This is a genomic window from Solimonas terrae (assembly GCF_011067135.1).
Classification (GTDB): Bacteria; Pseudomonadota; Gammaproteobacteria; order Nevskiales; family Nevskiaceae; genus Solimonas; species Solimonas terrae.
Window position 1 is genome coordinate 202031 of sequence record NZ_JAAMOW010000002.1, and the last position, 25065, is coordinate 227095.

A 25065-nucleotide genomic window follows, 5' to 3' on the forward strand; every position below is an offset into this window, starting at 1 on the left:
AGAAACCATGTCTCTCAAGGGTAAAGTCGCCGTCGTCACCGGTAGCGGCAGCGGGATCGGGCGCGGCTGCGCCCTGCAGCTGGCGCGTGACGGCGCGACGGTCGCGGTCTGGGATCTGAACGGCGATGCCGCGGCCGAGACCGTGAAACTGATCGAGGCCGAAGGCAACAAGGCCAGGGCCTACACCGGTGACGCGGCGGCCAAGGACAGCATCGACGGCATCCTCGCGAAGATTCGCGCCGAGCTCGGCCCGGTGCTGATCCTCGTCAACAATGCCGGCATCACCGGCTTCGTGCCGTTCCTCGACATCACGCCGGAAGCGATGGAACGCATGTACCGCATCAACCTGATGGGTCCGTTCCTGCTGACGCAGGCGGCGATTCCGGACATGGTCAAGGCGGGCTGGGGTCGCGTCATCAACATCTCCTCGTCGTCGGCGCAGACCGGCTCGAAGGGCATGACCCACTACTCGTCGTCGAAGGGCGGCATCATCGCCCTGACCAAGTCGCTGGCCCTGGAATTTGCCGACAAGGGCATCACGGTCAACAACATTCCGCCGGGTTTCGTCGACACGCCGATGCTGCGCGGCTCGCCGGTCAACGTCGACAGCACGATCGCCGCCTCGCCGATGAAGCGTGCCGGCCGGCCGGACGACATGGCGGCCGCCTGTTCGTTCCTCGCCTCGGAAGCCGCCAGCTACATCAGCGGCCAGACCCTCGGCGTCAACGGCGCCCGGGTGTGCAGCGCGTTCTGAAGCGTCCTGCGAGCGCAAGAAGGGCGACCCTCGGGTCGCTCTTCTCGTGCTCGCCGTCTTGCTACCCCTATCCCGGCCGGCCGGAGTTGAGTGCCTGTTGTGCGGCGAAGGCCCGGCGGTAGGCGGGGCGCGCCTCGCCGCGGGCGACGTACGCGGCGAGATTCGGGAATTCGTCGAGCAGGCCCGACGCGCGCAGGCGCAGCAGCACCGACACCATCATCAGATCGCCGGCGCTGAAGGCGCCGTCCAGCCAGTCGGCGTCGCCGAGATGTGCGGACAGCTGGCGCAGGCGGTAGCGGATGCGGTCCTCGACCAGCGGCAGGCGCTCGCGGCTCCAGGCCCGGTCGCCTTCCACCAGCCTCGCGATCGTCAGATCGAGGATCGGCGGCTCTACCGTGTTCAGCGCGGCAAACATCCAGGCGATCGCGCGTGCCCGCCCGCAGGCGTCGTCCGGCAGCAGGCCGGCATGATGTTCGGCGACGTGCAGGACGATCGCGCCGGTCTCGAACAGGGCAAGGTCGCCGTCCTCGTAGGTCGGAATCTGCCCGAAGGGATGCAGGGCGAGATGCGCGTCTTCCTTCATCGCCTGGAACGAGACCGGCCGCACGTCGTACGGCTGGGCGGTCTCCTCGAGCGCCCAGCGCACGCGCGTGTCGCGCGCCAGCCCCTTGCCGCCATCCGGCGAGCGTTCAAACGCGGTGATGACGATGCTCATCGCAAATGATCTCCTGGCGAAAACCGCGGGCCGCCGTGCCGGCGGACCTTCGGCGATGATGCTGTTCCGCGTTCGGTTTGTCCGCCGATGCGGGCGATCGAACTCCGAACCGATCCTGTCAGTGATCTGAAGTACGACTCAGGCGCGCGGCCCGCGCTCAAACAGGCGACTGCCGAGCAGGGCGAAGCTCGGATCGCCGCCCGCTGCGATCGCATCCGGCGGCATCGCCAGCGGACGGCGAGGGGCCTTGTAGTCGTAACGGACCACGCGCTGCGCGAACTTCCAGCGGCCGTCTTCCTTGCGGTACCGATCGAGGTAGCGCACGGCCATCAGGTCTTCCTGCCAGCCGCCCTTGCCGTCCGGGATGACGTGCCAGGCGAGGGCATAGACCTCGCCTTCGCCGTGATCGCCGTCGACGGAGATCAGGTGATTGCAGACGTGATGGCCGCTGTAGCGCATGTACGGAAACGACCTTTCGAGGAAGTCGACGTAGGCGTCGGCCGGGCCGTCGAAGGTGTCGCCGTGCGTGTCGGTGGCATCGGCCGTGTACAGGCTGCGCAGCAGGGCGCCGTCCTTGCGGTCGACGCCACGCGAATACAGCAGCGCCAGTTCGCGGATCTGATCCTTGGCGACGAGCGTGGCGAGTGCAGTCTGTTCGGAATTCATGCGGATGCTCCGGGGTTCCGTGCTCGGGGGGCTGCGCCTATTGCGTGAACGAGTAACCGCCGTTGACCGGATAGGTCTGGCCGGTGATCCACGACGCGGCGTCGGAGCACAGGAACAGCGCCATGCCGGCGACGTCGTCGGGCTTGCCGAAGCGGCGGATCACGTAGCGGCCGACGTGCTGCCGGGCGCGGTCGCTGTCGAGAAATTCGGCGAGCTGTTCGGGCGACAGCGGCGGTTCCAGCGTCGACAGCGAGATCGCGTTCGAGGTGATGCCGTAGCGGCCGACCTCCTTGGCGATCGAGCGCACGAAGCCGTTGGCGCCGGCCTTGGCGGCGGCGTAGCTCGACAGGCGTGCTTCGCCGACGCGCCCCGAATCCGAGACGATGGTGACGATGCGGCCGCGACCCTGCCGCACCATGCCGGGCAGCGCGACGTGGCAGCAGTTCATCACGCCGTAGAGGTTGGTGTGGAAGTAGCGATCCCATTCCGCCGGATCGGTTTCCCAGAACGGCGGCGAGGGCCGCATCTCCACGCTGGGCCCGGCATTGCCGGCGTTGTTGACGAGCAGCGTGATCGGGCCGAGCGCGGCTTCCGCCTTCGCGAACGCGGCCTTTACCGACGCGTAGTCGCCGACATCGGCCTGCACCGGCTCGGCCGCGATGCCGAGTACGCGGATCTCGTCGGCCACCGCGACGGCACGTTCGAGTACATAGTCGTTGACGGCGACGCCGCCCGCGTTGTGCCGCGCCAGCGCCAGCGCGATGCCGCGGCCGGCGCCCTGGCCGGCGCCGGTGACGAACGCAATCTGAGCGCCCAGGTCCAGCGGATCGTCGCCGATCATGTCGTGCTCCTCCGTTTTTCCGTGTGCGGTTCGTGACTTGAACGCTGCGCCGGCGTCGGCCGTGATGCAAGCGCGAGCGCGTGCCGCTTGAACTCGATGCCGGTAATGGACAACCATGTTGATGATCGTGAGCGTCGTCGCCACGGTCAAGCGCGCTAGAATGCGGCGGCATCGCCTGCGCGCCGCGCGCGCGAACGATGACGGTTCGCGGCGGCATCACCGCGGCACACAAGGAAACATCGAGGAGAGCAGAATGTCGCTGCAAAGCGGACGCTATACCGCGGCAAGCCCGTTCACCGCCGCCGACGGCTGGCAGATCGAGCGGCTCACGGCGCCCAGTCGTCTGTTCGGGGCCAACGGTTTGCGCACGGGCCCGGACGGACGCGTCTATGTGGCGCAGGTCTCCGGCAGCCAGATCAGCGCGATCGATGTCGACACCGGCGCGATCGAGGCGATCAGCCCCAAGGGCGGCGACATCGTCGCGCCGGACGATCTGGTCTTCGATCCGGCCGGCAATCTCTACGCGACCGAAATCACCGAGGGCCGCGTCAGCATGCGTGCGCCCAACGGCGTGACGCGCGTCGTCCAGGGCGACATGCCGGTGGCCAACCCGATCACCTTCCATCAGGGTCGGCTGATCGCCGGTGAATGCCGGGTCGGCGGGCGCATCATGGTGCTCGATCTCGACGGCGGTGCGCCGCGCATGGTGCTCGACAACGTGCCGATGCCGAACGCATTCGAAGTCGGGCCGGACGGCAAGCTCTACATCCCGGTGATGGGCGCCAACGAGATCTGGCGCGTCAGCCTCGACGGTGGTGCGCCGGAAGTCGTCGCCCGCGATCTGGGCGTGCCGGATTCGGTGAAGTTCGATGCGCAGGGTCACATCGTCTCGACCCAGGTACACAGCGGTCAGGTGCTGCGCATCGATCCGCGCACCGGCGACAAGACCGTGCTCGCGTCGCTGACGCCGGGTCTCGACAACGTCACCTTCGTCGGCAAGCGGATGTTCGTGTCGAACATTTCCGGCTACGTCACCGAGATTCTCGACGGCGGCAGGACCCGGGACCTCGTGCCCGACGGCCTGAGCTGGCCGTTGGGGCTGGCGGTCGACGCGCAGGGACTGATGTTCATCGCCGACGGTCCCTTCTCGTACACGATGCCGCAGGGGCAGGCGCGGCAACTCGCCGGCATGCTGTTCACGCAGGGGTATCCGGGCTATTCGCGCGGCGCCGCCGCTGCCGGACCCGGCGAGTTCATCGTCACCACCGCCAACGGCGATGTCGCACGCTACTGGCCGGCACAGCAGCGCAGCGAAATGCTCGCCAGCGGCTTCAACCAGCTCTACGGCGTGGCGCTCGCACCGAAGGGCGCGGTGGTGTTCGCCGAGCAGGGCACCGGCCGCGTACTGTCGGTGCAGTCCGGCACTGTCGAAACGCTGGCGACCGGTCTGAGGGAACCGTCCGGTGTTGCCGTCGCCGCGGACGGCAGCTGCTATGTCGCGGAACAGACCGGTGGCCGGGTCACGCGGATTTCCGGCGGCCGCGTCGATACCGCGCTCGATGGTCTGCGCCGGCCGCAGGGCGTGCTGGTGCGCGGCGACACACTGTATGTCGTCGATGTCGACGCCAAGCAGCTGATCGAGTACGGCCTCGCGAGCGGTGTGCGGCGCGTGATCGCATCGAACCTGCCGGTCGGCGCGCCGGCCGGCGTGACGCCGAAGTTCCTTGGCGCGATCGGCACGATGTCGGGACCGATGGGGCCATTCGCCGGCATCGCGGCCGCGGCCGACGGCGGCCTGTACGTGTCGGGCGACGCCGAAGGCAGCGTGCTGGCGGTTCGTCCGGCATAGCGGCAAGGACATCGACATCCGCAAGCGGGAGCGTGCGCGAAATGATCAAGCAGATCGTGTTTCTGAGGAAGCGGCCGGACCTGACCATGGCGCAGTTCATGGACTACTACGAGACCCAGCACACGCAGCTCGCCAGGCGACTCGGCGCCAAGCCGTCGCTGCCGAACGCGCAGCGTTACGTGCGCCGCTATCTGACGCCGGAGAAGAACCCGCTGACCGGCGAGGTTCTCGACTGCGGCTACGACTGCATCATGGAAATCTGGTGGAACCGCCGCGAGGATTTCGAGGCGGCGATGCAGGGACTCGGCAATCCGGAGCTGTTGCAGGCCCGCCTCGACGACGAACTGCGCCTGTTCGCGTCGAACCACAATCCGGTCTGCACGGTCGAAGAGCATGATTCGCCGGTCGGTCCGCGCAACGCGATTCCGAAGCTGGTTCTTGAGGCCGGCGGCTGAGCACCCGCTCGCTGATTCGCAGGGTTTCCGCCGGCCGCGGCCGTCCGTCGGACGGTCGGCAGTGGCGCGCGAAGCGATTGCGTCGGATAATCAACATAGATGTTCAGTTGTCGTACCGATGGGCCGCCCGTTCATGCGCGTCCGGCGTTTTGCGGATTGACTTGTTCCGGTCCGGGTGACCAATATCGGAACGACCTGAGCGGGTCGCGCGCGACAGCGGCAGGACGCCCTCCGGCGCCCTCGCGCGCCGCGCCGCGTACCCGTTGCGATTTCCAGTGCCGGCGCCATCCGAGGCCGGCATTCAATGACAGATTTGGAGGAGCTCATGGACGAATCCATCGAGGCCGTGCAGAAAACCGCAGACTCGCCGGTCGATGAACTGGCGGAAGCGGTCACCTTCGGCGTCGACGCCTACACGTCGGAAGCCTACGTGCGCGCCGAGCGCGATCGGCTGTGGGCCAAGGTCTGGCAGCAGGTCGGTCGTGTCGAAGACCTGCCGGATGTCGGCAGCTATCTCAGTCATGAAATTCTCGATGACTCGATCATCGTCGTCCGCGTGGCAGCGGATCGCTTCAAGGCCTATCACAACGCCTGCACGCATCGCGGCCGCAAGCTCGTCGACGTGCCGGCCGGCGCCAAGGGCGCCAGCGGCCGCCGCAAGGCGTTCGTCTGTCCGTTCCACGGCTGGACTTTCAATCTCGATGGCGACTGCACGCACATCCGCGAGAAGCAGGACTGGGGCGGTGCGCTGACCGCCGAGAACACGCATCTGTCGGAAGTGAAAGTCGACACCTGGGGTGGCTGGATCTGGATCAACATGGACCCGGACTGCGAGCCGCTGCGCGACTATCTCGAACCGGCGGCCAGCATGCTCGATCCGTTCGAGCTCGAGAACATGCGCGCGCGCTGGCGCAAGTGGGTGATCTTCGATTGCAACTGGAAGGTCGCGGCCGAGGCCTTCGACGAGATCTACCACGTCGATATCACGCATCCCGAGTTCGTGCAGTTCGGCCAGTTCAACGGCTGGGCGCGGGCGCAGGGCAAGCACAGCAACATCGGCTACGACGCGCCCAGGAACATGGACGCCAACCAGCAGGCCAAGCTGCGCATCGGCAGCGGCGACGCCCGTGTCTCGACTGCGAAGATGCAGACCTTCACCTGGGAGCAGGTCAACACCAACACGACCAGGACCCTGGTCGACGCGGCGCTGCGGCTGGTCGACGAGCTGCCGGAAGGCACGCCGCCGGGCGACGTGCTGCAGCACTGGCTGGCGTCGGCGCGGCGCGACGACGAGGCGCGCGGCGTGTTCTGGCCGAAGGTCGATCCGGCCCATGTGGGCAAGAGCGGCACCGCCTGGCAGATCTTTCCGAACTTCCAGATCGGACACGCCGTCAACAACATGCTTTGCTACAACTTCAAGCCCTGTGGCTACGACCCGAACAAATGCGTGTTCGAGGTTGCCGTCTACGAACTGTTCCCGAAGGGCGAGGAGCCGAAGGCCGAATGGGAGTACACGCCGGTCGGCGATCCTCGCTGGCGCACGGTGCTGCCGCAGGATTTCTCGAACATGGCGGCGGTGCAGCAGGGCATGAAATCGCGCGGCTTCAAGGGGCCGAAACCGAATCCCTACCGGGAGCGGGCGATCGCCAACCTGCATCGCAATCTCGCCAGATACATGGGCAGCGGCGCGCCGGTCAAGCTCAAGTAGGCGTACGGCCGGCGCCGGCGAGGCGCGCATTCCGACATGAAAAGCTCGGCCGCGTTGCAGCGAGCGGCCGGTTGATCCACCAGAGGACAGGCATGACATTCACAACCCGGGATCTGACCCCGCGCATCGCGACCGAAATCCGCGCGGACAAGGAAACCCTGCTCGGCGGCGCGCACGCGGCGCAGCTTCGCGAACTGCTGGAGCAGCGCGGCGTGCTGGTGTTTCCGAAGATCGATTTCAACGACGACGAGCAGGTGGCGTTCACCAGGACGCTCGGCACTTTCGCCCCTGAGCTGGCCGGCGAGATCATCTACAAGGTGACGCTCGACACCAGCGCGAATTCCCGGGCCGATTACCTCAAGGGCTCGCTGTACTGGCACATCGACGGCACCATGAACGAGGTGCCGATCCTCGCGTCGCTGCTGTCGATGAAGGCGCTGCCGCGCTTCGGCGGCGAGGGCGATACCGAGTTCTGCAATACCTATGCGGCCTACGACGACCTCGCGGACGCCGACAAGACGGCGTACGAGAAGCTGCGCGTGATGCACTCCGCGTGGAATACGCTGTTCTACTACGATCCGGAGCCGGACATCGACATGCTGCGCGGCATGATGCGCATCGGCGATCGCGAGCTGCCGCTGGTCTGGAAGCATCGCTCGGGGCGCAAGTCGCTGGTGATCGGCGCCACCGCCCGCCACGTGGTCGACATGGATTTCAGGAAGAGTGCGGAGCTGCTGGTGAGCCTGCGGCACTGGGCCACGCAGCCGCAGTTCGTCTACCGCCACAAATGGTCGGTCGGCGATCTGGTGATCTGGGACAACACCGGCACCATGCACCGCGCGACGCCGTACGACCCGAAAGCCGGCCGCATGCTGCATCGGACCAAGCTCGAAGGCGAGGAGGCGTTTGCCTGAGGGGTTTTCCGGCTCGCCCGAGGTACGCCAGTGGCCGTCGGCGGGCAAAACCGCGCTGCGGCGGCGGCACGGGCGGGTTCGGACGGGGTCGTCCTCGCTTTGCGGCTTGTCTGTACGCGCAAGCCCGTATATTGTGCGCCGTTAATAGGCAGCATCGTTGATTAACAAATTGTGGAGGAGCGGTCCATGAAGTGTCAGCCGACACACACGCCCGAGGATATCGACATCCCGGCGCTCCGGGAGAAGTATCGCGTCGAGCGCGAGAAGCGGCTGAACGGCGAGGGACAGAAGCAGTACTTCCGGCCGCGCAGCGGCGCCCTGGCCGAGCAGATGGGCGATCCGTACAAGCCGGTCGTGCCGCGCGAGCCCCTGAACGAGGATCTCGACGTCGCGATTCTCGGCGGCGGCTTCACCGGCATCCTGTCTGCCGTGCAGCTGAAGAAGGCGGGCGTCACCAACTTCCGCAACATCGAGTACGCCGGCGACTTCGGCGGCGTCTGGTACTGGAACCGCTATCCCGGCATCCAGTGCGACAACGAGTCGTACTGCTACATGCCGCTGCTCGAGGAAACCGGCTTCGTGCCGAGCAAGCGCTTCGCCGACGGTACCGAGATCCAGGCGCACTGCGTCCGCATCGCGAAGCAGTTCGGGCTGTACGACCGCGCGCTGTTCCACACCCAGGTCCGCGCGCTGCGCTGGGATGACGCGATCCAGCGCTGGCATGTCACGACCGACCGCGGCGACAGCATCCGCGCGCGCTTCGTCGTCATGGCCGGCGGTCCGTTGAACCGGCCGAAGCTGCCCGGCATCCCGGGCCTGCAGAGCTTCCGCGGCCACGTCTTCCACTCGGCGCGCTGGGATTACGACTACACCGGCGGCAGCTGGGAGAATCCGGTGCTCGACAAGCTCGCCGACAAGCGGGTCGCGATCGTCGGCACCGGCGCGACCGCGATCCAGGCGGTGCCCTACCTCGGCAAATACGCAAAGCAGCTGTATGTCCTGCAGCGCACGCCGCCGAGCGTCGATGCGCGCCCCAATCCGCCGACCGACCCGGAATGGGTCAAGACCCTGCAGCCGGGCTGGCAGAAGCAGCGTCAGGAAAACTTCCATCACGGCGCGATGGAGGGCTTCCGGCCCGACGAGCCGGACATGATCTGCGACTTCTGGACCGAGATTAATCGCAATGTTGCCGCCAAGCTGGCCGCGCAAGGCTGGCCGGAGGTCACGCCCGAAGCCCTGATGGGCATGCGCGAGATCGAGGACTATCACGTCATGGAGCGCTTCCGCCGGCGCATCGACGAAATCGTCGAGGACAAGGCGACCGCCGATCTGCTCAAGCCGTGGTTCCGCTTCCACTGCAAGCGGCCGCTGTCGAGCGATACCTATTACCCGACGTTCAACCGGCCGAACGTCAAGCTGCTCGACGTCTCCGCCACCAAGGGCGTGGAGGCGCTGACCGCCGACGGTTTCGTGCACGACGGCAAGGAGTACCCGATCGACCTGCTGATCTGCGCGAGCGGCTTCGAGGTCACCAGCGATCTCGACCTGCGCTGGGGCATCGACGAGATCAGCGGCCGCGACGGCGCCTCGCTGTACGACGCCTGGGCGGACGGCTACAAGACCCTGCACGGCGTGGTCGGGCGCGGCTTCCCGAACCAGTTCTTCACCGGCTACATCCAGGGCGGCCTGTACGCGACCACCGTCGAGCAGTTCAACCGGCAGGGCTATCACATCGCCTACCTGATCAGCGAGGCGCTGAAGCGCGGCATCACGGCGCTGGAGCCGACGCAGGAGGCACAGGACGCGTGGGTGGCGACGATGGCGCCGTCGACGGAATTCGCGAAGTACCTGCAGAGCGAGTGTCCGCCGAGCTACCTGAACAACGAGTCCGGCAAGTTCCGCTATTACCTCGGCGAGTTCTATCTCGCGGGCTTCACCGCGTTCGAACAGCTGCTCCGGGAATGGCGCGACAGCGGCAAGCTGGAAGGTCTCGTCGTCCGGAAATGAACAACACTAGTGTCTGTCTGGCTCGCGGGGCCGGCGGCATCGGGTCTATGATCGTGGACCGGCCACCGCGCGATCGACAGGCGCAGGGTGCTCCCGCGATGTCGTCGCGGACCCCGAACCGCAGAACAGGAGGACGTCATGAACTATCAGGTCAAGCTTGATGCCGTCGAACAGACCAATGTCGGCATCGACGAGCTGACGGAGCCGCTCACTTTTCCGGTGGAGGCCTATCTGTCGCCGGACTATGCGAAGGCGGAAGGCGATCGCCTGTGGGCGAAGGTCTGGCAGCATGCAGCGCGCGTCGAGGAAATCCCCGAGGTCGGCGATTTCGTGACCTACGAGATCGGCCGCGACTCGATCATCATCATCCGCACCGCGCCGGACAAGCTGAAGGCTTTCCACAACGTCTGCTCGCACCGCGCGCGCCAGCTGATCGACACGCCGCCCGGCACCAACGGCGTCAGCGGCCACCGCAAGCTGTTCGTCTGCGGCTTCCACGCCTGGCGCTACGACATCGACGGCAACTGCACGTACAAGCATGACGAGTTCGACTGGAAAGGCGCGCTGACCGACGAACGCACACACCTGCAGGAAGTGCGCGTCGACACCTGGGGCGGCTGGGTGTTCATCAACATGGACCTGAACGCCGTGTCGCTGCGCGAGTATCTCGACGAGGCGGCGGACATCCTCGACCCGTTCCAGATGGAGAAGATGCGCTACAAGTGGCGCCAGTGGGTGATCTTCGACTGCAACTGGAAGACGGCGATCGAAGCGTTCATGGAGCCCTACCACGTCACCGGCACGCATTCGCAGATGCTCGCCAACGGCGACTACTACGCGTACAGCGCCGCCTACGGCATGCATGGCGTGTCCGGCTTCGACGTGAAGAGCGAAGAGAACAAGGCGAAGTCGGCCAGCTCGGTGATGCGCGCCGGCAAGTCCGGCAAGGACCCGCGCGTCTCGACCTACGAGCTGCAGAAGGAAATCTACGACACGGTCAACAACGCCAGCACGACGCTGACGCTGGTCAACGCGGCGAAGCGGCTGGTCGACGAGCTGCCGGAAGGCACGCCGGCGCCGGATGTCATCAAGCACTGGCTGAAGCGCGCGCGCGAGGACGATGCGGCGCGCGGCGTCGAGTGGCCGGACATCACGCCGGAGCAGCAGGGCAAGGCGGGTCTCGCGTGGAGCGTGTTCCCGAACATGTCGATCCTGCAGGGCATCACGTTTGCGCTGTGCTATCGCGCGCGGCCGTACGGCGACGATCCGAACAAGTGCATCTTCGAGTCGTACGCGATCGAGCGCTTCCCGGAAGGCGAAGAACCGAAGACCGAATGGGTCTACGCCGAGGCGACCAGGGACAAGTGGGGCCTCGTGCTCTCGCAGGACTTCTCGAACATGGCGGCCGTGCAGCGCGGCATGCACTCGCGGGCCTTCCGCGGCACGCTGCCGAACCCGCACCAGGAGCGCAAGGTCACCAACTTCCATCGCAACCTCGCCGATTACATGGGTACCGGCGGACTGCGCTTGCTGAAGTAGCCGCGGTACACCGGCAGACGGTGTGGCGCGTCAGCTCGATTCATTCATCAGATCAACCCCATCAGACAACGATTCAGACAAGGTAAAGCGCATGTACGGAGAAGAAAAAACCCCTGCCGCTGCGGTTGCGTCCGGCCAGCGTGGCAAGGTCAAGGTCTATGAGCGCATCCTGGAGCTGCTCGAAGCCGAAGGCATCAATGCCGTCTTCGGCATCCCGGACCCGAACTTCGTCCACCTGTTCGTCGAAGCCGAGAAGCGCGGCTGGACGGTGGTGACGCCGCATCACGAGCTGTCGGCCGGCTTTATGGCGGAAGGCTACGCGCGCATGACCGGGCGGCCGGCGCTGTGCATCGCCACGCTCGGCCCGGGCATCGCGCTGACCTCCGGTTCGATGATGACCTCGCTGGTCGAAAACACGCCGGTCATCTACCTCGGCGGCCAGCGCGCACGCATCACCGAGCGGCGCGTGCGCCGCGGCCGCATCCAGTTCATCCAGCAGGAACCGCTGTTCGCGAACTCGGTGAAGTGGAGCACGAGCATCGAGTACGCCGAACAGACCGACGAAATCATTCGCCATGCGCTGCGCGTCTGCCAGTCGGGCACGCCCGGCCCGGTGTACATCGAATATCCGTCGCACGTCATCCAGCAGGAGCTGGACGTGCCGCCGGCGCTGCCGCCGTCGAGCTACCGTCTGGTCGAGCCGAGCGCCGACGGCCTCGCGGTGGCCAAGGCCGCCGAGCTGATCAGGAACGCCGAGTGTCCGGTGCTGCTGGTCGGCCACGCGGTGCAGTGCACGCGCGCCGGCCAGAAGGTGAAGGAACTCGCCGAGCTGATGGGCTGCCCGATCCTGCAGACCTCGGGTGGCACGGCGTTCATCGAAGGCGTCGAAGATCGCACTTTCCCGTATCTGTTCTCCGACGTCGGCGACGAGATCGTCGCCAAGTCCGACGTCGTCGTCGCCATCGGTACCGAAATCGGCGAGCCCGTGCACTACGGACGCGGTCATCTGTGGGCGAACGGCAAGACCGACCGCAAGTGGATCTACGTCGAGCTCGATCCGGAAGCGATCGGCCAGAATCGTGCGATCGACGTGCCGCTGGTCGGCGATCTGCGCACGGTCGTGCCGCAGCTCTCGGCGGCGCTGAAGGGCAATCCGCGCAAGGAGCATCCGGACCTCAAGCGCTGGATCAAGGAAGACGCCGAGCGTCTCGCGGCCCTCGCCAATCAGGATTTCAAGACCGACAGCGGCCGCGTGCACACCGGCCAGTGGGTCATTGAAGCGACCAAAGCGATGCCGAAGAACGCGATCCACGCACGCGACGGCGGCTGCACGGTGATCTTCACCTGGACCTATCTGCAGGCCAAGCCGCACGACGTGGTCTGGAACCAGAACTTCGGCTGCCTCGGCACCGGATTGGGCTACGCCATCGGTGCCTCGATCGCCGACGGCGGCAAGCGGCCGGTCCTGCTGACCACCAGCGACTCGTCGTTCCTGTACCACACCAGCGATCTGGAAGTGGCGCATCGCTTCAATCTGCCGCTGGTCGTGGTCGTTGCCGTCGACAACTCCTGGGGTCTGGAAGTCGGCGTCTACAAGCGCACCTTCGGCCACGGCAACAGCACCGAGCCGGGTGTGCACTGGAGCAAGGACGTGCGCTTCGACCAGATCGCCAAGGGTCTCGGCTGCGAAGGCATGTACGTCGAAAAGGGCGAGGACCTCGGCGCGGCAGTGACGGCGGCGTTTGCCAGTGGCAAGCCGACCGTCATCCACGTGCCGATCGACCCGGTCGTCAACCACGGCGGCAACCAGAACCTGGACACGCCGAACTACGCGCGCTTCCGCACCTGGTACGCCGAAGGCACGCAGTAGAAGCGAAAGGCGTGAACCGCAGATGACGCCACAGGAAAATGGCGGAAAAACCCAACCACGGATGACACAGATTGCACAGACCGAAATTCGGTGGTCATGATTTCTTGAATTTGAGGAATCTGTGAAATCTGTGGTTAAAGCGCTTTACAGAATCGAGGAGACGCAACCATGCGCGAGTACCTGAAGTTCTACATCGACGGCCAGTGGGTCGATCCGGTCGAGGCCAAGACCTCGAACGTCATCAATCCGGCCACGGAGGAGGTCTCCGGCCGCATCTCGATGGCCTCGCTGGCCGATGTCGAGAAGGCGGTCGCCGCCGCGCGCAAGGCATTCGCCGGCTGGTCGCAGACCACGCGCGAACAGCGCCTCGAACTGCTGCTGGCGATCCAGGCCGAGTACGCAAAGCGCCAGAACGAGATCGGTGAGGCAATCACCGAGGAGATGGGCGCGCCGAATGCGCTCGGCTGCGGCTTCCACATCGGTCTCGGCGGCGGTCATATCGCCACCGCGATCGAAGCACTGAAGACCTTCCCGTTCGAGGAACTGCGCGGCCAGACCATGATCCGCCGCGAGCCGATCGGCGTCTGCGCGATGATCACGCCGTGGAACTGGCCGATGAACCAGGTTGCGGTCAAGGTGCTGCCGGCGCTGGCCACCGGCTGCACGATGGTGCTGAAGCCGCCGCAGCTGGCGCCGTATTCGGCGCAGATCTTCGCCGAGGTGCTCGACAAGGCGGGCGTGCCGAAGGGCGTGTTCAATATGCTGCAGGGCAGCGGCGCCGTCGTCGGCGCGGCGCTGTCGGCGCACCCGCAGGTCGATCTCGTGTCGATCACCGGGTCCGAAGCCGTCGGCGTCGAGATCGCCAGGGCGGCAGCGCCGACCGTCAAACGCGTCTGCCAGGAACTCGGCGGCAAGAGCGCGTTCATCGTCCTCGACGACGCCGACATGGCGAAGAACGTCGCCGGCGCGACCGGCGGCATGATGATCAACTCCGGCCAGACCTGCAGCGCCGGCTCGCGCCTGCTGGTGCCGAAGAAGCGCATGGCTGAAGCGATCGCTGCCGCGAAGGAAGCGGCGGCAGCCGTCACCGTCGGCGATCCGAAAGGAAACTTCGCGATGGGGCCGGTCGTCTCGAAGAACCAGTTCAACGAAGTGCAGCGTTACATCGAGATCGGCATCAAGGAAGGTGCCGAGCTGATTGCCGGCGGTCCCGGCCGCCCCGATGGCATCGGCAAGGGCTACTTCTGCAAGCCGACGGTGTTCGCCAATGTCGACAACAAGATGGTGATCGCGCGCGAGGAAGTGTTCGGCCCGGTGCTGGTCATCATCGGCTACGACGACATCGACGATGCCATCGCGATCGCCAATGACTCCGACTTCGGTCTCGCCGGCTACGTCAACGGCATCGACGGCGAACAGTGCAATGCGGTGGCCAAACGCATGCGCACCGGCTGGATCTCGATCAACGGCGGCTTCGACTTCAACGCGCCGTTCGGCGGCATGAAGCGCAGCGGCAACGGTCGCGAGTGGGGCGAGTTCGGCTTCCACGAGTATGTGGAGATCAAGGCGATGCTCGGCTACGCGCCGGCGCCTCAGGCATAGGGCCTGTTGACGCCATGGCAATCGCTGCGATGGCGGTCGGCGACGGCCATCTGAAAAGGAGAGCAGACAGATGAGCGACGAGAGCATGGCGGTCATCGCGGCCGCGCGCCGTGACTGGAAGACGGAGCATCTGGAGAGCTATCTCGGCTCCGGCGGTACGCAGGGCCACATCGTCAACGTCAGCGACATCGGCGGCCATCCGTTCACGACCACGCTGCTGCTGCGCTACACCGGGCGCAAGAGCGGCAGGACCATCATCACGCCGTTGATCTACGGCGACATCGGTGGCGAGGTCGTGATCGTCGCGTCCAAGGGCGGTGCCGATCATCATCCCGCCTGGTATCTCAACGTTCGCGAGAGCCAGGAACTGTCGTTCCAGATCGCCACGCAGGCATTCCGCGCCAGCTGGCGTGAGCCCGAAGCGGTGGAGCGCGCCAGGGTCTGGGACTTCATGACCGGCGTGTTTCCGCCGTACGTCAGCTATCAGGCTTCGACCTCGCGCGAGATTCCGCTGGTGATGATGACGGCGCTGGAGCCGATCGAGCGTTTCACGGCCTGAAAAGGGCCACAGCTGCGAGGCGCGCGGGAATGCCGGAAGCGAGCATCGTTGCGATCGTCACCGGCGCCAGCCGTGGCGCGGGGCGCGGTATCGCGATCGCGCTCGGCCGTCACGGTGCCACGGTCTACGTCACCGGGCGCTCGCAGAAGCCCGGCGATCACGCGATGCCCGGCACGATCGGCGAGACGGCTGCCGCCGTCACGGCGGCTGGCGGGCATGGCATCGCGGTACGCGTCGATCACGCAGTCGATGCCGAGATCGAGGCCCTGTTCGGTCAAGTGCGACGCGAGCAGGGCCGCCTCGACATCCTCGTCAACAACGCCGCGGCCGTGCACGACGAGCTCAACCATCCGGGAAATTTCTGGGAGAAGCCGCTGCATCTGGCCGACATGATCAGCGTCGGCGTGCGCTCCGGCTACGTCGCGAGCCGCTGCGCGGCACTGACCATGATCGCGCAGGATCGCGGCCTGATCGTGTTCACCTCGGCGTCCGGCGCGGTGCACTACGCCATGGGCCCGGCCTACGGCGCGCACAAGGCCGGCCTCGACAAGCTGGCAGCGGACATGGCGGTCGATTTCCGGCACGCGCAATCGCGGGTCGCGTCGCTGTCGATCTGGATGGGTGCCGTGCTGACCGATCGGCTGCAGGCCATCATCGCCGCCGACCCGACGAAGTACGGCCATCTTGCCGAGTCCGCCGAAACCCCCGAGTTCACCGGTCATGTGATCCGGGCGCTGTATCACGATCCGCAGCTCGCCGAGCTCAGCGGCCAGACCGTGATCGGCGCCGAGATGGCGGTGAAGTACGGCATCAAAGACGAAGGCGGTCGCCAGCCACCATCGTATCGCGAGACGCACAAGGTCGTGCCGCGTGTGCAGTACCCGCTGGTGATCCGCTGAGGACACTCCGAACACGCTGCTGCGCTGCCTCCTCACGCGCCCTGCCTTCGCTCGCGTCGCTTGTTCGCAGCTTCCATAAGGAGTATCCGTCGATGATCGATGAAACCGAATTCGCGCAGCTCAAGCGCGATGTCCAGCAACTGAAGGACCGCCAGGCGATCCTCGACTGCATCCAGCGCGAATGCCGCGCGCGCGACCGGCAGGACGCCACGCAGATCGCCGGCTGCTGGTGGGAGGACGGTATCGACGAGCATGGTGCCAACGTCACGCAGGCGCCCGACTACCCGGCACGCGCCAACGCCGGACACCGCGCGCTGTTCAACATGACCAGCCACAACATCACCAACCATCTCTGCGAACTCGACGGCGACACCGCCTATTGCGAGTCCTACGTGGTCGGCGGCCTGTTCTGGCAGGACGACAAGACCACGACGATCGCCTTCGGCCGCTATCTCGATCAGCTCGAAAAGCGCGGCGGCGAGTGGCGCATCCGCATCCGGCGCTGCACGATCGAGATGACCGCCGACGCCGACGCCAGCTGGGTCCATTCGAACAACATCAAGGGTTTCCTGAAGGCGCGCTGGGACGGCCAGGACCCGTCGTACGAACGCCCGATCGTTGCCCGCGCCGACGGCCTGCGCTGGTAGCGCCGATCGGCGATACGCGCCGGGCGCCGGACCCGCTGTGGCTCAGGCCGCCAGTTCAGCGCCGGCGACGGACGTGCGATGCATCAGGCGGCCGGAATCCTTCGAGTACGGGATCACGCGGTGCAGCGCGCCGCAGTTGTCCCACACCACCAGATCGCCTTCCTGCCACTGGTGGCGGTAGGAGAAGGCCGGCTGCGCGGCCCATTCCAGCAGACGGGCGAACAGTGCGCGGCCTTCCGCCTTGGGCCAGCCGACGACTTCATCCGCGGTGTAGCCGATCAGCAGCGCCTTGCGCCCGGACGGGTAGGTCCACACCAGCGGACGTTCGGCCTTGCGCGTGCGCATGTGCGGTTGCAGCTCGTCGAAGGCCTTCACCTCGCGAACGCCGGCGACCAGGCTGTGCACGACCGTCAGCCTTCCGTATTCCGCCTTGTCTTCCTCGCTCAGTGCGTCGTAGGCGGCGAAGGTGCTGGCGAACTCGGTCTGGCCACCGGTCGCCGACTTCCTGCGACACGACAGCACGCTGGCTTTCGGCGGCGCGATGTTCGCCATCGGCATGCCGTCGAGGTGCCAGAAGAACGTGCCCTGCACGTATTCCGGCTCGTTGTTGATCTTCGGATCGAGCGTGATGTTGTAGCCGCCGGACTTGTCGCCGCTGCCGGGCGCGTTGCTGGTGAAACTGACGCTGGCGCCGAGATTGTCGGTGAAGATTTTCTGCTCTTCGTTGTCGAGGCCGGCGCGCGGGAACACCACCACGCCGTGCCGCTCGATCAGTTCCAGGCATTTCCGCGCGACCGCCTTGCCCAGGATCTGCGAACGATCAACGTGGACGATGGCACCGACGGCCGGTTTGATCGCTTCGACTTTCAGGCTCATGGGCGGTTCTCCTCCGCGACAATCTGGTGTTCGGCTGGAATTTCCGGGCGGATCGCGCGTCGGTATCGCGGCATCGAAAGCGGACGGAAACGGGCGCGGGCGGCCGATGCGCCCAAATGCTGAACACTACATTAGCATCGTCGCGACGACGGATCAAATCAACACTGATGTCTGTTTGCGTCAGCCCTTGCTGAACGCCTGCAGCAGTCGTTCGATGATCATCTGCGCTTCGCGATGTCCGTCCGTGAGGCCGAGCGAGGATTCGGAAACCATGGTGCGCGCCACGCCGATCGCGATCATGACGATGCCGGCGGCGGGATAGTCCTTGCCGGCCTGCTTGCCGAGCAGGCGGGTCGCCGCCTCGACCTGCAGTGCGCGAAAGTGCTGCGCGGCCTGGACGATCTCGGTGCGGACCGCTTCGCGGTGGCCGGCCATCGCGGTCAGCTCGGCGGACATCGCGGCGCCGGACGGATCGCTGTTCAGTTCCCAGAGCGCGCGCAGCGGCTCGGGCGCGGCCAGCGCCTCCTCGAACTTCTGCAGGCGACGCGCGTTGATGCGGCGGACGACATCGAGAACGAGATCGTCCATCGTGCGGAAGTAGTAGTAGAGCAGCTGCGTTTTCAGCCCGGCCCTGGCGGCGACCTGGCGCGCCGAGAGGCTCATGTAGCCTTCGCTGCGCAACAGCGCCTCGGCGGCATCGACGAACAGCGTGCGCCGCGTGGAACCTTCCACCCCCATCCTGCGAGTCTGCGTCATGCCGGCCCCGGCTCCTCGAATAGTCGATCAGGCGATCAAGGCGTCATCCCAGCATCGTTCCGCCTGCGGCCGCAAGTTCGGCGGCGCGCGCCTGCCGCGGTTTGCCGTCTGCGTGGCGTGCACCTACGCTCGCAGCTCGGCGAGGCCATCAGGAGTCCGAATGACGTCGAAGCCCGATGAAAACGAAGCGGCGCCGGAAGCGAAGACCCGGCCACCTCGCAAGCGCCTGCAGTTCTTTCATGCACGGGACGCAAGCCCGGTGCAGGATCACATGCCGGTGCTCGGCGTTGACGCGGGTGTCATGGCCGGACTGAAGGTTCTCGATGCCGCCAATGCCAGCGGCGATCCGAATCACGGCTCCAGGACCGTGCTGCTGTTCCGCGAACCGGGCGACAGCGGCATGAGCCTGACCTATGTCTGGTTCAAGAGCGGCTACATCCTGCCGCGTCACAGCCACGACACCGACTGTCTGTACTACGTGATGGCCGGCGAGCTGCAGATGGGGGCGCAGATTCTGCGCAAGGGCGACGGCATGTTCATCCCCGCCGAGGCCGGCTACACCTATCAAGCCGGTCCGGAAGGCGTCGAAGTGCTGGAATTCCGCAACGCGACGCGCTTCAGCTTCCTGTTCAAGAACAACGGCGAGACGCACTGGCAGCGCATCGCCGAGGTGTTTCGCCGCCGCGGCGACGCCTGGCAGGACGAGCCGCCGCCCAGCGAGCGATAAGCCGGGACGACGGTGCGCCCCGGCGCCGTTCCAATCTCAGGCGCGGCTGCGCGGCAGCCCGAGGCGACGTTCGGCCACCATGCTGCGCAGCACTTCGCTGGTGCCGCCGTAGATCGTCGTCGCGGTCGAATGGCGATAGCCCTTCTCGACCAGACCGAGGCCTTCCTGGCCGCGCAGCAGCGATTTCGGCGCGGCGAGATCGATCAGGTCGGTGGAATCGGCGATGAAGGCTTCGGTCGAATACACCTTCGCTGCGGGGCCGAACGCGAGATCCGGCAGGCCGGCGAGCTTGGTGCCGAGCACGCGGCCGGACAGCACTTCGCTGATGCGGGCGTCGGCATAGACCCTGGCAAGACGCGCCAGCACGCTGTCGTCCTCGATCAGCGGCTTGCCGTTGCGCGTTTCACCGCGCGCCCAGCCGGCGACTTCGTCGGCCATCTCGCGCATGAGGATGTGATAGTAGCCGCCGCTCTGCTCCATGCTCAGCGCCGACGCCAGCACCTTGGCGCCGCCGTTGATTTCGCCGAGCCGGTATTTGTCCTCGACGCGCACGTCGGAATAGAAGGTCGCGTTGGTGCGCTCGTCCATGAAGGTGTGCACCGGCGTGATCTCGATGCCGGGCTTGTCCATCGGCACCAGGAACACGGTGATGCCCTTGTGCTTCGGTGCATCGGGATCGGTGCGCGTGATCAGGATCACGTAGCTGGCGAGTTCGGCGCCGGACGTGAACATCTTCGCGCCGTTGATGATCCAGTCGCCGCCGTCGCGCACCGCGCGCGTCTTGGCGGCGAACACGTCGGAGCCGCCTGACGGTTCGGTGTAGCCGAGGCAGGCACTGATCTCGCCGCGGCCCATGCGCAACAGCACTTCTTCCTGCAGTTCCGGCTTGCCGGTCTTCTGCACGACGTGACCGATCATCGAGGTCGTGCTGCGCGGCAGGCCGGCGTAGCCGATCTCCTGCCAGACCGTGAGGCTGGCGCGCGTCGACGCCGCATCGGCGCCGCGACCGCCCCATTTCACCGGCCAGTCCGGATACAGCAGGCCTGCCGCGCCGAGCGCGCGATGCACTTCCCAGTCGTGCGATTCGAAGTTGTGGTCGACGAGGTTGTGCCGGGCCGGATCGATGACGCGCTTGAACACCGCGCGGGTCTCCTCGGCCAGCGCTTCGCCGCCCTCCGGCGGATAGAAGTCGACCTCGACGGCGCCGGTGTCCGGCAACGTCGCGCGTTCGCCGAGGAACAGGCGGCGGCCGGCGCGCGCAAGTTCGATCTGCGGATCGCCGAGCATCAGCGCCCAGTTCTTGGCGCGGCGGTGATAGAGCTGGATGTCGTATTCGTTGGACAGGCCGTAGCCGCCGAAGGTGTGCAGCGCGTGTGCCACGCTGCTGGTCGCCGTGCGCGCGGCGAACCAGTACAGCATCGAGACGCTGGCGGCAGCTTCCTCGTGCCCGTCGGCGATCGCGCGCAGCGTCCACCACAGCAGCATGCCGGCGCCGTCCGCGTCGATCGCGTCGTTGGCGAGCGGATGGGCGATGCCCTGGTTGGTGCCGATCGGCACGCCGAATGCGATGCGCTCGCAGGCGTAGGCCGCCGCCATCGCCAGCGCTTCTTTGGACAGGCCGATCAGCGCGGCTGCGGTCAGCAGCTTCCATTCCTCGAGGCCGGCCGCCCAGATCTTCGCGGCGTCGGCGCCGCTGGCGACGACCAGGCGCTGGCCCCGACCCGGCTCGAACACGCCGATGCCGGAACCGCCGAGCGTCGCCGGCGCGGCAAGCGCCGCGGCCGGCACCTCGATCGCGAATTCGCGACCGTCATACGTCAGGATGCCTTTCGCCACGGCGGCGCCGGACACCAGTTGCGCGGTTCCGGCGCGGGTCTCGTGCAGCGCCAGCGTCAGCACCGTCTCGCCGTCGCGGACCTTGTCGATCCACTGCGCCGCGACATCGCCGCCGAGTTCGCCGAGCATGCGCAGCGCGACGACCGCCTCCGCGAGCGGCGCCGACGCGAGCCGGCGACCGGCCTGTTCCATCATCAGGCAGCAGTCGAACAGGCTCATGCCGCCACCGCCTGCGTCCGCCGACAGACGCATGAACGGCGCTTCGGTGGCGACCAGTTCGCGCCACAGCGCGGCGTCGAAACCGACCGGCTCGGCGGCGCGTACGCGTGCGGAAGTCGACTCCGCCGCGAAGAATCCTTCGAACATTTCCTGGACGGGGACGCTGTCGTCCGGCAGGGCCAGCTTCATGGACTCACTCCTTGCATTCTTTCGTTCGCCGCGCGGCAGGCGCGGACGCCTGTATGCCGCATTTTCCCAGATGCGCCGGCGTGCCCGCTTGCCTGCCGGTGCGCTTCGTGTTGCATGGCGCGCGCGTCGCCGCGCCCGCCGACGATCAACTCTTGCCGTCGTTTTTCAGCAGCATGCGCTTGGTCACCGGGTCGTCGCCGACGAACAGCGGCGAGCCGGAGAAACGCGTGATGCGCCATTCGCCGTCGGCCTCGCGGCGAAAGTCCATGCGGCAGGCGGTCACCATCGCCGGCGTGATCGTGCCGAGCTGCGGCGGCTTGCCTTCGCCGCCGTAATTGACGTTGGTGAAATGCACCACGCCGCGATCCCGGCCATCGACCGCGACGCGCAGATTGAGGAACGTGTGCGCGGCGACGCGGATACCGTCCTTGAGCGAGGGCAGCATCCGTTCCTTGCGATCGCTGTAGAACTTGCGGATCGCCGCCTGGCCCTTGTACGTGAAGTCGCCGACCGCGAATTCGCCGTCCTCGGCGTAGAAACTCCAGATGTTCAGTCCGTCGTTGAAGTCCAGATCGTTGGCAAATTCGGCGACGAGCTGCTGCAGCTCGAGCGCGATGACCGCGGTCTCCGGCGTGAACCTGGGCATGTGTTCTCCTGTTTGTCGGCTTGCGGACGCGGTGGCTTCAGGCGCGGCGCGTCGATGCGCGGTACAGGATAGGGGAGACGGCGTTAATCAACAATGGCGTTGACAACGCGAGGGCGCCCATGAAAGCCGTTCGCCCCGAGTGCCGCAGGCGCAGCCTGCGGTGTATCGAGGGGCCGATGTCGCAGCCGTCCCTCGATACGTTTCGGCTTTGCCGAAACACTCGGGACGAACGGTGGCGGTCACGCCACGCCGCCGAGCTGCTCCGACAGGCCGCGCGCCGCGCCGGCCAGTTCCTTCTGCAGCGCCGGCAGGCCGTTGCGCTGGAGCGCGCCGCCGATGCCGATCGCGACCAGGGCATGGCTCATCCTGGCGCGGGTTTTCCAGACCGGCGCGGCGAGCACGGTGACGCCGGCGATGTAGTTGCCGGCGTCGATCGCGAAGCCCTGCCGGCGCGTCTGCTCGACCTGCGCACGCCACTCGTCGAAGCTCGGCGGTTCGTCCCAGCGCAGCGTCCGGAAGCGTGATTCGAGTTCTTCGTCGGAATGACCGCCGAACGCCGCGATGCAGCGCCCGGTGGCGCTGATCAGGGCTGGGAAGCGGCTGCCGATCTGGGTGCTGAGCTGGAAGTTGTTGCCGGACTGCGACGAGGCGACGACGACGATGTGGTCGAGACCGACGATGTGCACCCCCAGCATCGTCACCTCGAAACTGCGGCTCATGCGATCCAGCATCGGCTGCGCGAGATCGTTGAACCGGTTGCGCGTCAGCCAGTCGCGGGCCAGCGTCAGCACGCCGGCTTCCAGCGAGTAGCGCTTGGTGTCGGCGTCGAAGGCGACGAATTCCTCGGCAACCAGCGCCCGCAGCACGTACAGGCAGGTGCTTGGCACCAGCCCCAGTTCGCGGGCGATGGCTTGCAGGCCCAGCGGTGCGTGACTTTTGCCGAGCAGGCGCAGCACGGCGGCGGCGCGCGAGATGGCCGGCGCCTTGCTGGCCTCCACGGCTTTCGCGAGTTCCTTGTCCGGTCGCGGGCTGCGCTGCTTTCGTTCGGTCATGGCATTCAGTCGGGGTTCTGCGGCGATCGTCGATGTGCTTCAGGTATTCAATATACAGAATATTATTCTATATTTGAAATGACGCGACGATTCCGGCATGCTTCGTCGCCTCCGAATGACGCCGCGGCCTGCCGTGGCGTCGAACCCGTGACCGTCCCGATGCCCAAGCTCACCGAATACACCCGCTATGCCGATGCCCAGGCTCACGCCAATTCGCAGGCGCTCTGGGATCTGTTCGACGGCAACCGCGAGTTCTTCAACATCGCGCATGAATCCATCACGCGGCATGCCGACGGTTCAGGCCGTACCGCCGTGCGTATCGCGCATGCCGACGGTCACGACGAGATCCTGAGCTTCGATGCGATTGCCGCCGGCTCGGCGCGCTTCGCGCACTGGCTGGTGAAGAACGGCGTCCAGCCGGGTGATCGCATCGCCTTCATGCTCGAACCGTCGCTGCCGTTCTATCTGAGTCTGTTCGGCGCGATGATGATGGGTGCGATCAGCGTGCCGCTGTTCACGCTGTTCGGCCTCGACGGCCTGCGTCTGCGGGTCGACGACTGCAAGCCGAAGCTGCTGATCACCAATGCCGAAAAAGCGGAGATCGCCAGCCAGGTCGACGGTGTGCGCGTGATCGTTGCCGACGATGCGCTGCTCGCGCAGATGGCGGACCTGCCGGATCGCTTCGAGGCCAGAACCCGCGCCGACGACATGGCGGTGTTCCAGTACACCTCGGGCACCACGCGCGAGCTGCCGGCGGCGGTCAAGCACACGCACAAGTCGCTGGTCACGCTGATGTTCGCGGCGCTGTACGGCACCGGTATCCGTCCCGGCGACGAATACTTCTGCCCGTCGTCGCCGGCCTGGGGTCACGGCCTCTGGCACGGCACCCTGGCGCCGCTCGGCCTCGGCGTCACCACCGGCACCTTCGCCGGCCGCTTCGACGCGGTGCGGCTGATGAAGGCATTGCAGGACTACAGGATCACCAACATGTCGGCGGCGGCAACGCACTACCGCATGATGAAGAACACCGGCAGGGCGTCCGAGTTCGGGTTCTTCTTCAAGAAGCTGTCGTTCACCGGGGAGCCGATCGACCCGGCGACGCTGGAGTTCATCGACCAGACCTTCCACGTGCCGGCCTGCAGCATGTACGGCACGACCGAGATCGGCGTCGTGCTCGTCAACTATCCGGGCGCCGAAGACTTCGTCGTCAAACCCGGTTCGCTCGGCAAGCCGGTCCCCGGCCTGAAGCTGCAGGTGCAGAAGGCGGACGGCGGCCAGACCGCGCCGGGCGAAGTCGGCGAACTGATGCTGTGGAAGCGCGATCACTGGGAGACCACCAAGGATCTCGCCAAGGTCGACGACGAGGGCTATCTCTATCACTGCGGACGCGCCGACGACGTGATCATCTCCGCCGGCTGGACCATGAGCGCGGTCGAGATCGAAGCGACGCTGCTCAAGCATGCCGACGTGCGCGAGGCGGCGGTGATCGGCGTCGCCGATCCGGTTCGCGGCCAGGTCGCCAAGGCCTTCATCGTCTCCGATCGTGCCGCCAGCGACGACTACATCGACGAGCTGAAGACGTTCACCCGCGAACGACTCAGCCAGCACGAATTTCCGCGACACATCACGTTCGTGAGCGAACTGCCGAAGACCCCGGCAGGCAAGGTTCATCGCAAGGTCCTGCGCGACCGCGAGGCTGCGCAAGCGAAGATCAACTGACAGATTCCCAGGAGAAACCA

The 25065-nt window shown here is 66.3% G+C and carries 22 protein-coding genes; 14 read left to right on the forward strand and 8 right to left on the reverse strand.

All coding sequences use genetic code 11. The features are described 5' to 3' along the window. Positions 1-7 precede the first annotated feature (7 nt). The gene (locus tag G7Y85_RS04525; protein ID WP_166252457.1) at positions 8-754 is read left to right on the forward strand and encodes an SDR family NAD(P)-dependent oxidoreductase; all 747 of its coding nucleotides are present in this window, start codon (positions 8-10) and stop codon (positions 752-754) included. A gap of 67 nt (positions 755-821) precedes the next feature. On the opposite strand, the gene G7Y85_RS04530 is transcribed toward G7Y85_RS04525, so the two are convergent. The 3 genes from G7Y85_RS04530 to G7Y85_RS04540 all read right to left on the reverse strand — a co-directional run bounded on the left by G7Y85_RS04530 (position 822) and on the right by G7Y85_RS04540 (position 2976). Next, positions 822-1469 carry a glutathione S-transferase family protein gene (locus tag G7Y85_RS04530; RefSeq protein ID WP_166252460.1) on the reverse strand — a complete coding sequence of 216 codons (648 nt, stop codon included), beginning with the start codon at positions 1467-1469 and terminating at the stop codon, positions 822-824. Positions 1470-1607: 138 nt separating this feature from the next. Beyond that, positions 1608-2135, reverse strand: coding sequence for a nuclear transport factor 2 family protein (locus G7Y85_RS04535; RefSeq protein ID WP_166252463.1), 528 nt, complete (start codon positions 2133-2135; stop codon positions 1608-1610). Positions 2136-2172: 37 nt separating this feature from the next. After that, entirely contained in the window at positions 2173-2976 is an 804-nt protein-coding gene (locus G7Y85_RS04540) for an SDR family NAD(P)-dependent oxidoreductase (RefSeq protein WP_166252466.1), read from the reverse strand. Positions 2977-3229: 253 nt separating this feature from the next. Here G7Y85_RS04540 and G7Y85_RS04545 point away from each other — a divergent pair, with 253 nt between their 5' ends. The 11 genes from G7Y85_RS04545 to G7Y85_RS04595 all read left to right on the forward strand — a co-directional run bounded on the left by G7Y85_RS04545 (position 3230) and on the right by G7Y85_RS04595 (position 17025). Next, a complete protein-coding gene (locus G7Y85_RS04545; RefSeq protein ID WP_166252469.1) occupies positions 3230-4825 on the forward strand; it encodes an SMP-30/gluconolactonase/LRE family protein in 1596 nt (531 codons plus the stop codon). 41 nt (positions 4826-4866) lie between these two features. Next, a complete protein-coding gene (locus tag G7Y85_RS04550) occupies positions 4867-5280 on the forward strand; it encodes an EthD domain-containing protein (protein ID WP_166252472.1) in 414 nt (137 codons plus the stop codon). Positions 5281-5617: 337 nt separating this feature from the next. Then, positions 5618-6988, forward strand: coding sequence for an aromatic ring-hydroxylating oxygenase subunit alpha (locus G7Y85_RS04555; RefSeq protein WP_174839741.1), 1371 nt, complete (start codon positions 5618-5620; stop codon positions 6986-6988). A gap of 92 nt (positions 6989-7080) precedes the next feature. Then, positions 7081-7902 carry a TauD/TfdA dioxygenase family protein gene (locus G7Y85_RS04560; protein ID WP_166252478.1) on the forward strand — a complete coding sequence of 274 codons (822 nt, stop codon included), beginning with the start codon at positions 7081-7083 and terminating at the stop codon, positions 7900-7902. A gap of 186 nt (positions 7903-8088) precedes the next feature. Beyond that, complete coding sequence (locus G7Y85_RS04565; protein WP_166252481.1) at positions 8089-9909, forward strand: flavin-containing monooxygenase; 1821 nt, start codon at positions 8089-8091, stop codon at positions 9907-9909. 138 nt (positions 9910-10047) lie between these two features. Further along, positions 10048-11448 carry an aromatic ring-hydroxylating oxygenase subunit alpha gene (locus G7Y85_RS04570; protein ID WP_166252484.1) on the forward strand — a complete coding sequence of 467 codons (1401 nt, stop codon included), beginning with the start codon at positions 10048-10050 and terminating at the stop codon, positions 11446-11448. Between the two features lie 91 nt (positions 11449-11539). Beyond that, positions 11540-13318 carry a thiamine pyrophosphate-binding protein gene (locus tag G7Y85_RS04575; RefSeq protein WP_166252488.1) on the forward strand — a complete coding sequence of 593 codons (1779 nt, stop codon included), beginning with the start codon at positions 11540-11542 and terminating at the stop codon, positions 13316-13318. A 168-nt stretch (positions 13319-13486) separates the two neighbouring features. Then, positions 13487-14920, forward strand: a complete 1434-nt coding sequence (locus G7Y85_RS04580) for an aldehyde dehydrogenase family protein (protein ID WP_166252491.1) — start codon at positions 13487-13489, stop codon at positions 14918-14920. Between the two features lie 70 nt (positions 14921-14990). Continuing rightward, the gene (locus G7Y85_RS04585) at positions 14991-15479 is read left to right on the forward strand and encodes a nitroreductase/quinone reductase family protein (RefSeq protein WP_166252494.1); all 489 of its coding nucleotides are present in this window, start codon (positions 14991-14993) and stop codon (positions 15477-15479) included. Between the two features lie 29 nt (positions 15480-15508). Beyond that, positions 15509-16378: an SDR family NAD(P)-dependent oxidoreductase gene (locus G7Y85_RS04590; RefSeq protein ID WP_166252497.1), complete on the forward strand. Its 870-nt coding sequence runs from the start codon at positions 15509-15511 to the stop codon at positions 16376-16378. 92 nt (positions 16379-16470) lie between these two features. After that, positions 16471-17025 (forward strand): nuclear transport factor 2 family protein, encoded by a 555-nt coding sequence (locus G7Y85_RS04595; protein WP_166252500.1) that lies wholly within the window; start codon positions 16471-16473, stop codon positions 17023-17025. A gap of 42 nt (positions 17026-17067) precedes the next feature. Here G7Y85_RS04595 and G7Y85_RS04600 read toward each other — a convergent pair whose 3' ends face one another. Then, positions 17068-17901 carry a TauD/TfdA dioxygenase family protein gene (locus G7Y85_RS04600; protein WP_166252503.1) on the reverse strand — a complete coding sequence of 278 codons (834 nt, stop codon included), beginning with the start codon at positions 17899-17901 and terminating at the stop codon, positions 17068-17070. A gap of 180 nt (positions 17902-18081) precedes the next feature. Beyond that, positions 18082-18657: a TetR/AcrR family transcriptional regulator gene (locus tag G7Y85_RS04605; protein ID WP_166252506.1), complete on the reverse strand. Its 576-nt coding sequence runs from the start codon at positions 18655-18657 to the stop codon at positions 18082-18084. Positions 18658-18817: 160 nt separating this feature from the next. Between G7Y85_RS04605 and G7Y85_RS04610 the strand changes: the two genes are divergently transcribed. Next, positions 18818-19384 carry a cupin domain-containing protein gene (locus tag G7Y85_RS04610; protein ID WP_166252509.1) on the forward strand — a complete coding sequence of 189 codons (567 nt, stop codon included), beginning with the start codon at positions 18818-18820 and terminating at the stop codon, positions 19382-19384. A gap of 36 nt (positions 19385-19420) precedes the next feature. Here G7Y85_RS04610 and G7Y85_RS04615 read toward each other — a convergent pair whose 3' ends face one another. The 3 genes from G7Y85_RS04615 to G7Y85_RS04625 all read right to left on the reverse strand — a co-directional run bounded on the left by G7Y85_RS04615 (position 19421) and on the right by G7Y85_RS04625 (position 23326). Next, positions 19421-21628, reverse strand: coding sequence for an acyl-CoA dehydrogenase family protein (locus G7Y85_RS04615; protein WP_166252512.1), 2208 nt, complete (start codon positions 21626-21628; stop codon positions 19421-19423). Positions 21629-21773: 145 nt separating this feature from the next. Then, a complete protein-coding gene (locus G7Y85_RS04620) occupies positions 21774-22274 on the reverse strand; it encodes a nuclear transport factor 2 family protein (RefSeq protein WP_166252514.1) in 501 nt (166 codons plus the stop codon). A gap of 239 nt (positions 22275-22513) precedes the next feature. Beyond that, positions 22514-23326 carry an IclR family transcriptional regulator gene (locus G7Y85_RS04625; RefSeq protein WP_166252517.1) on the reverse strand — a complete coding sequence of 271 codons (813 nt, stop codon included), beginning with the start codon at positions 23324-23326 and terminating at the stop codon, positions 22514-22516. Between the two features lie 159 nt (positions 23327-23485). Here G7Y85_RS04625 and G7Y85_RS04630 point away from each other — a divergent pair, with 159 nt between their 5' ends. Further along, complete coding sequence (locus tag G7Y85_RS04630) at positions 23486-25045, forward strand: acetate--CoA ligase (RefSeq protein WP_166252520.1); 1560 nt, start codon at positions 23486-23488, stop codon at positions 25043-25045. Positions 25046-25065: the final 20 nt, after the last annotated feature.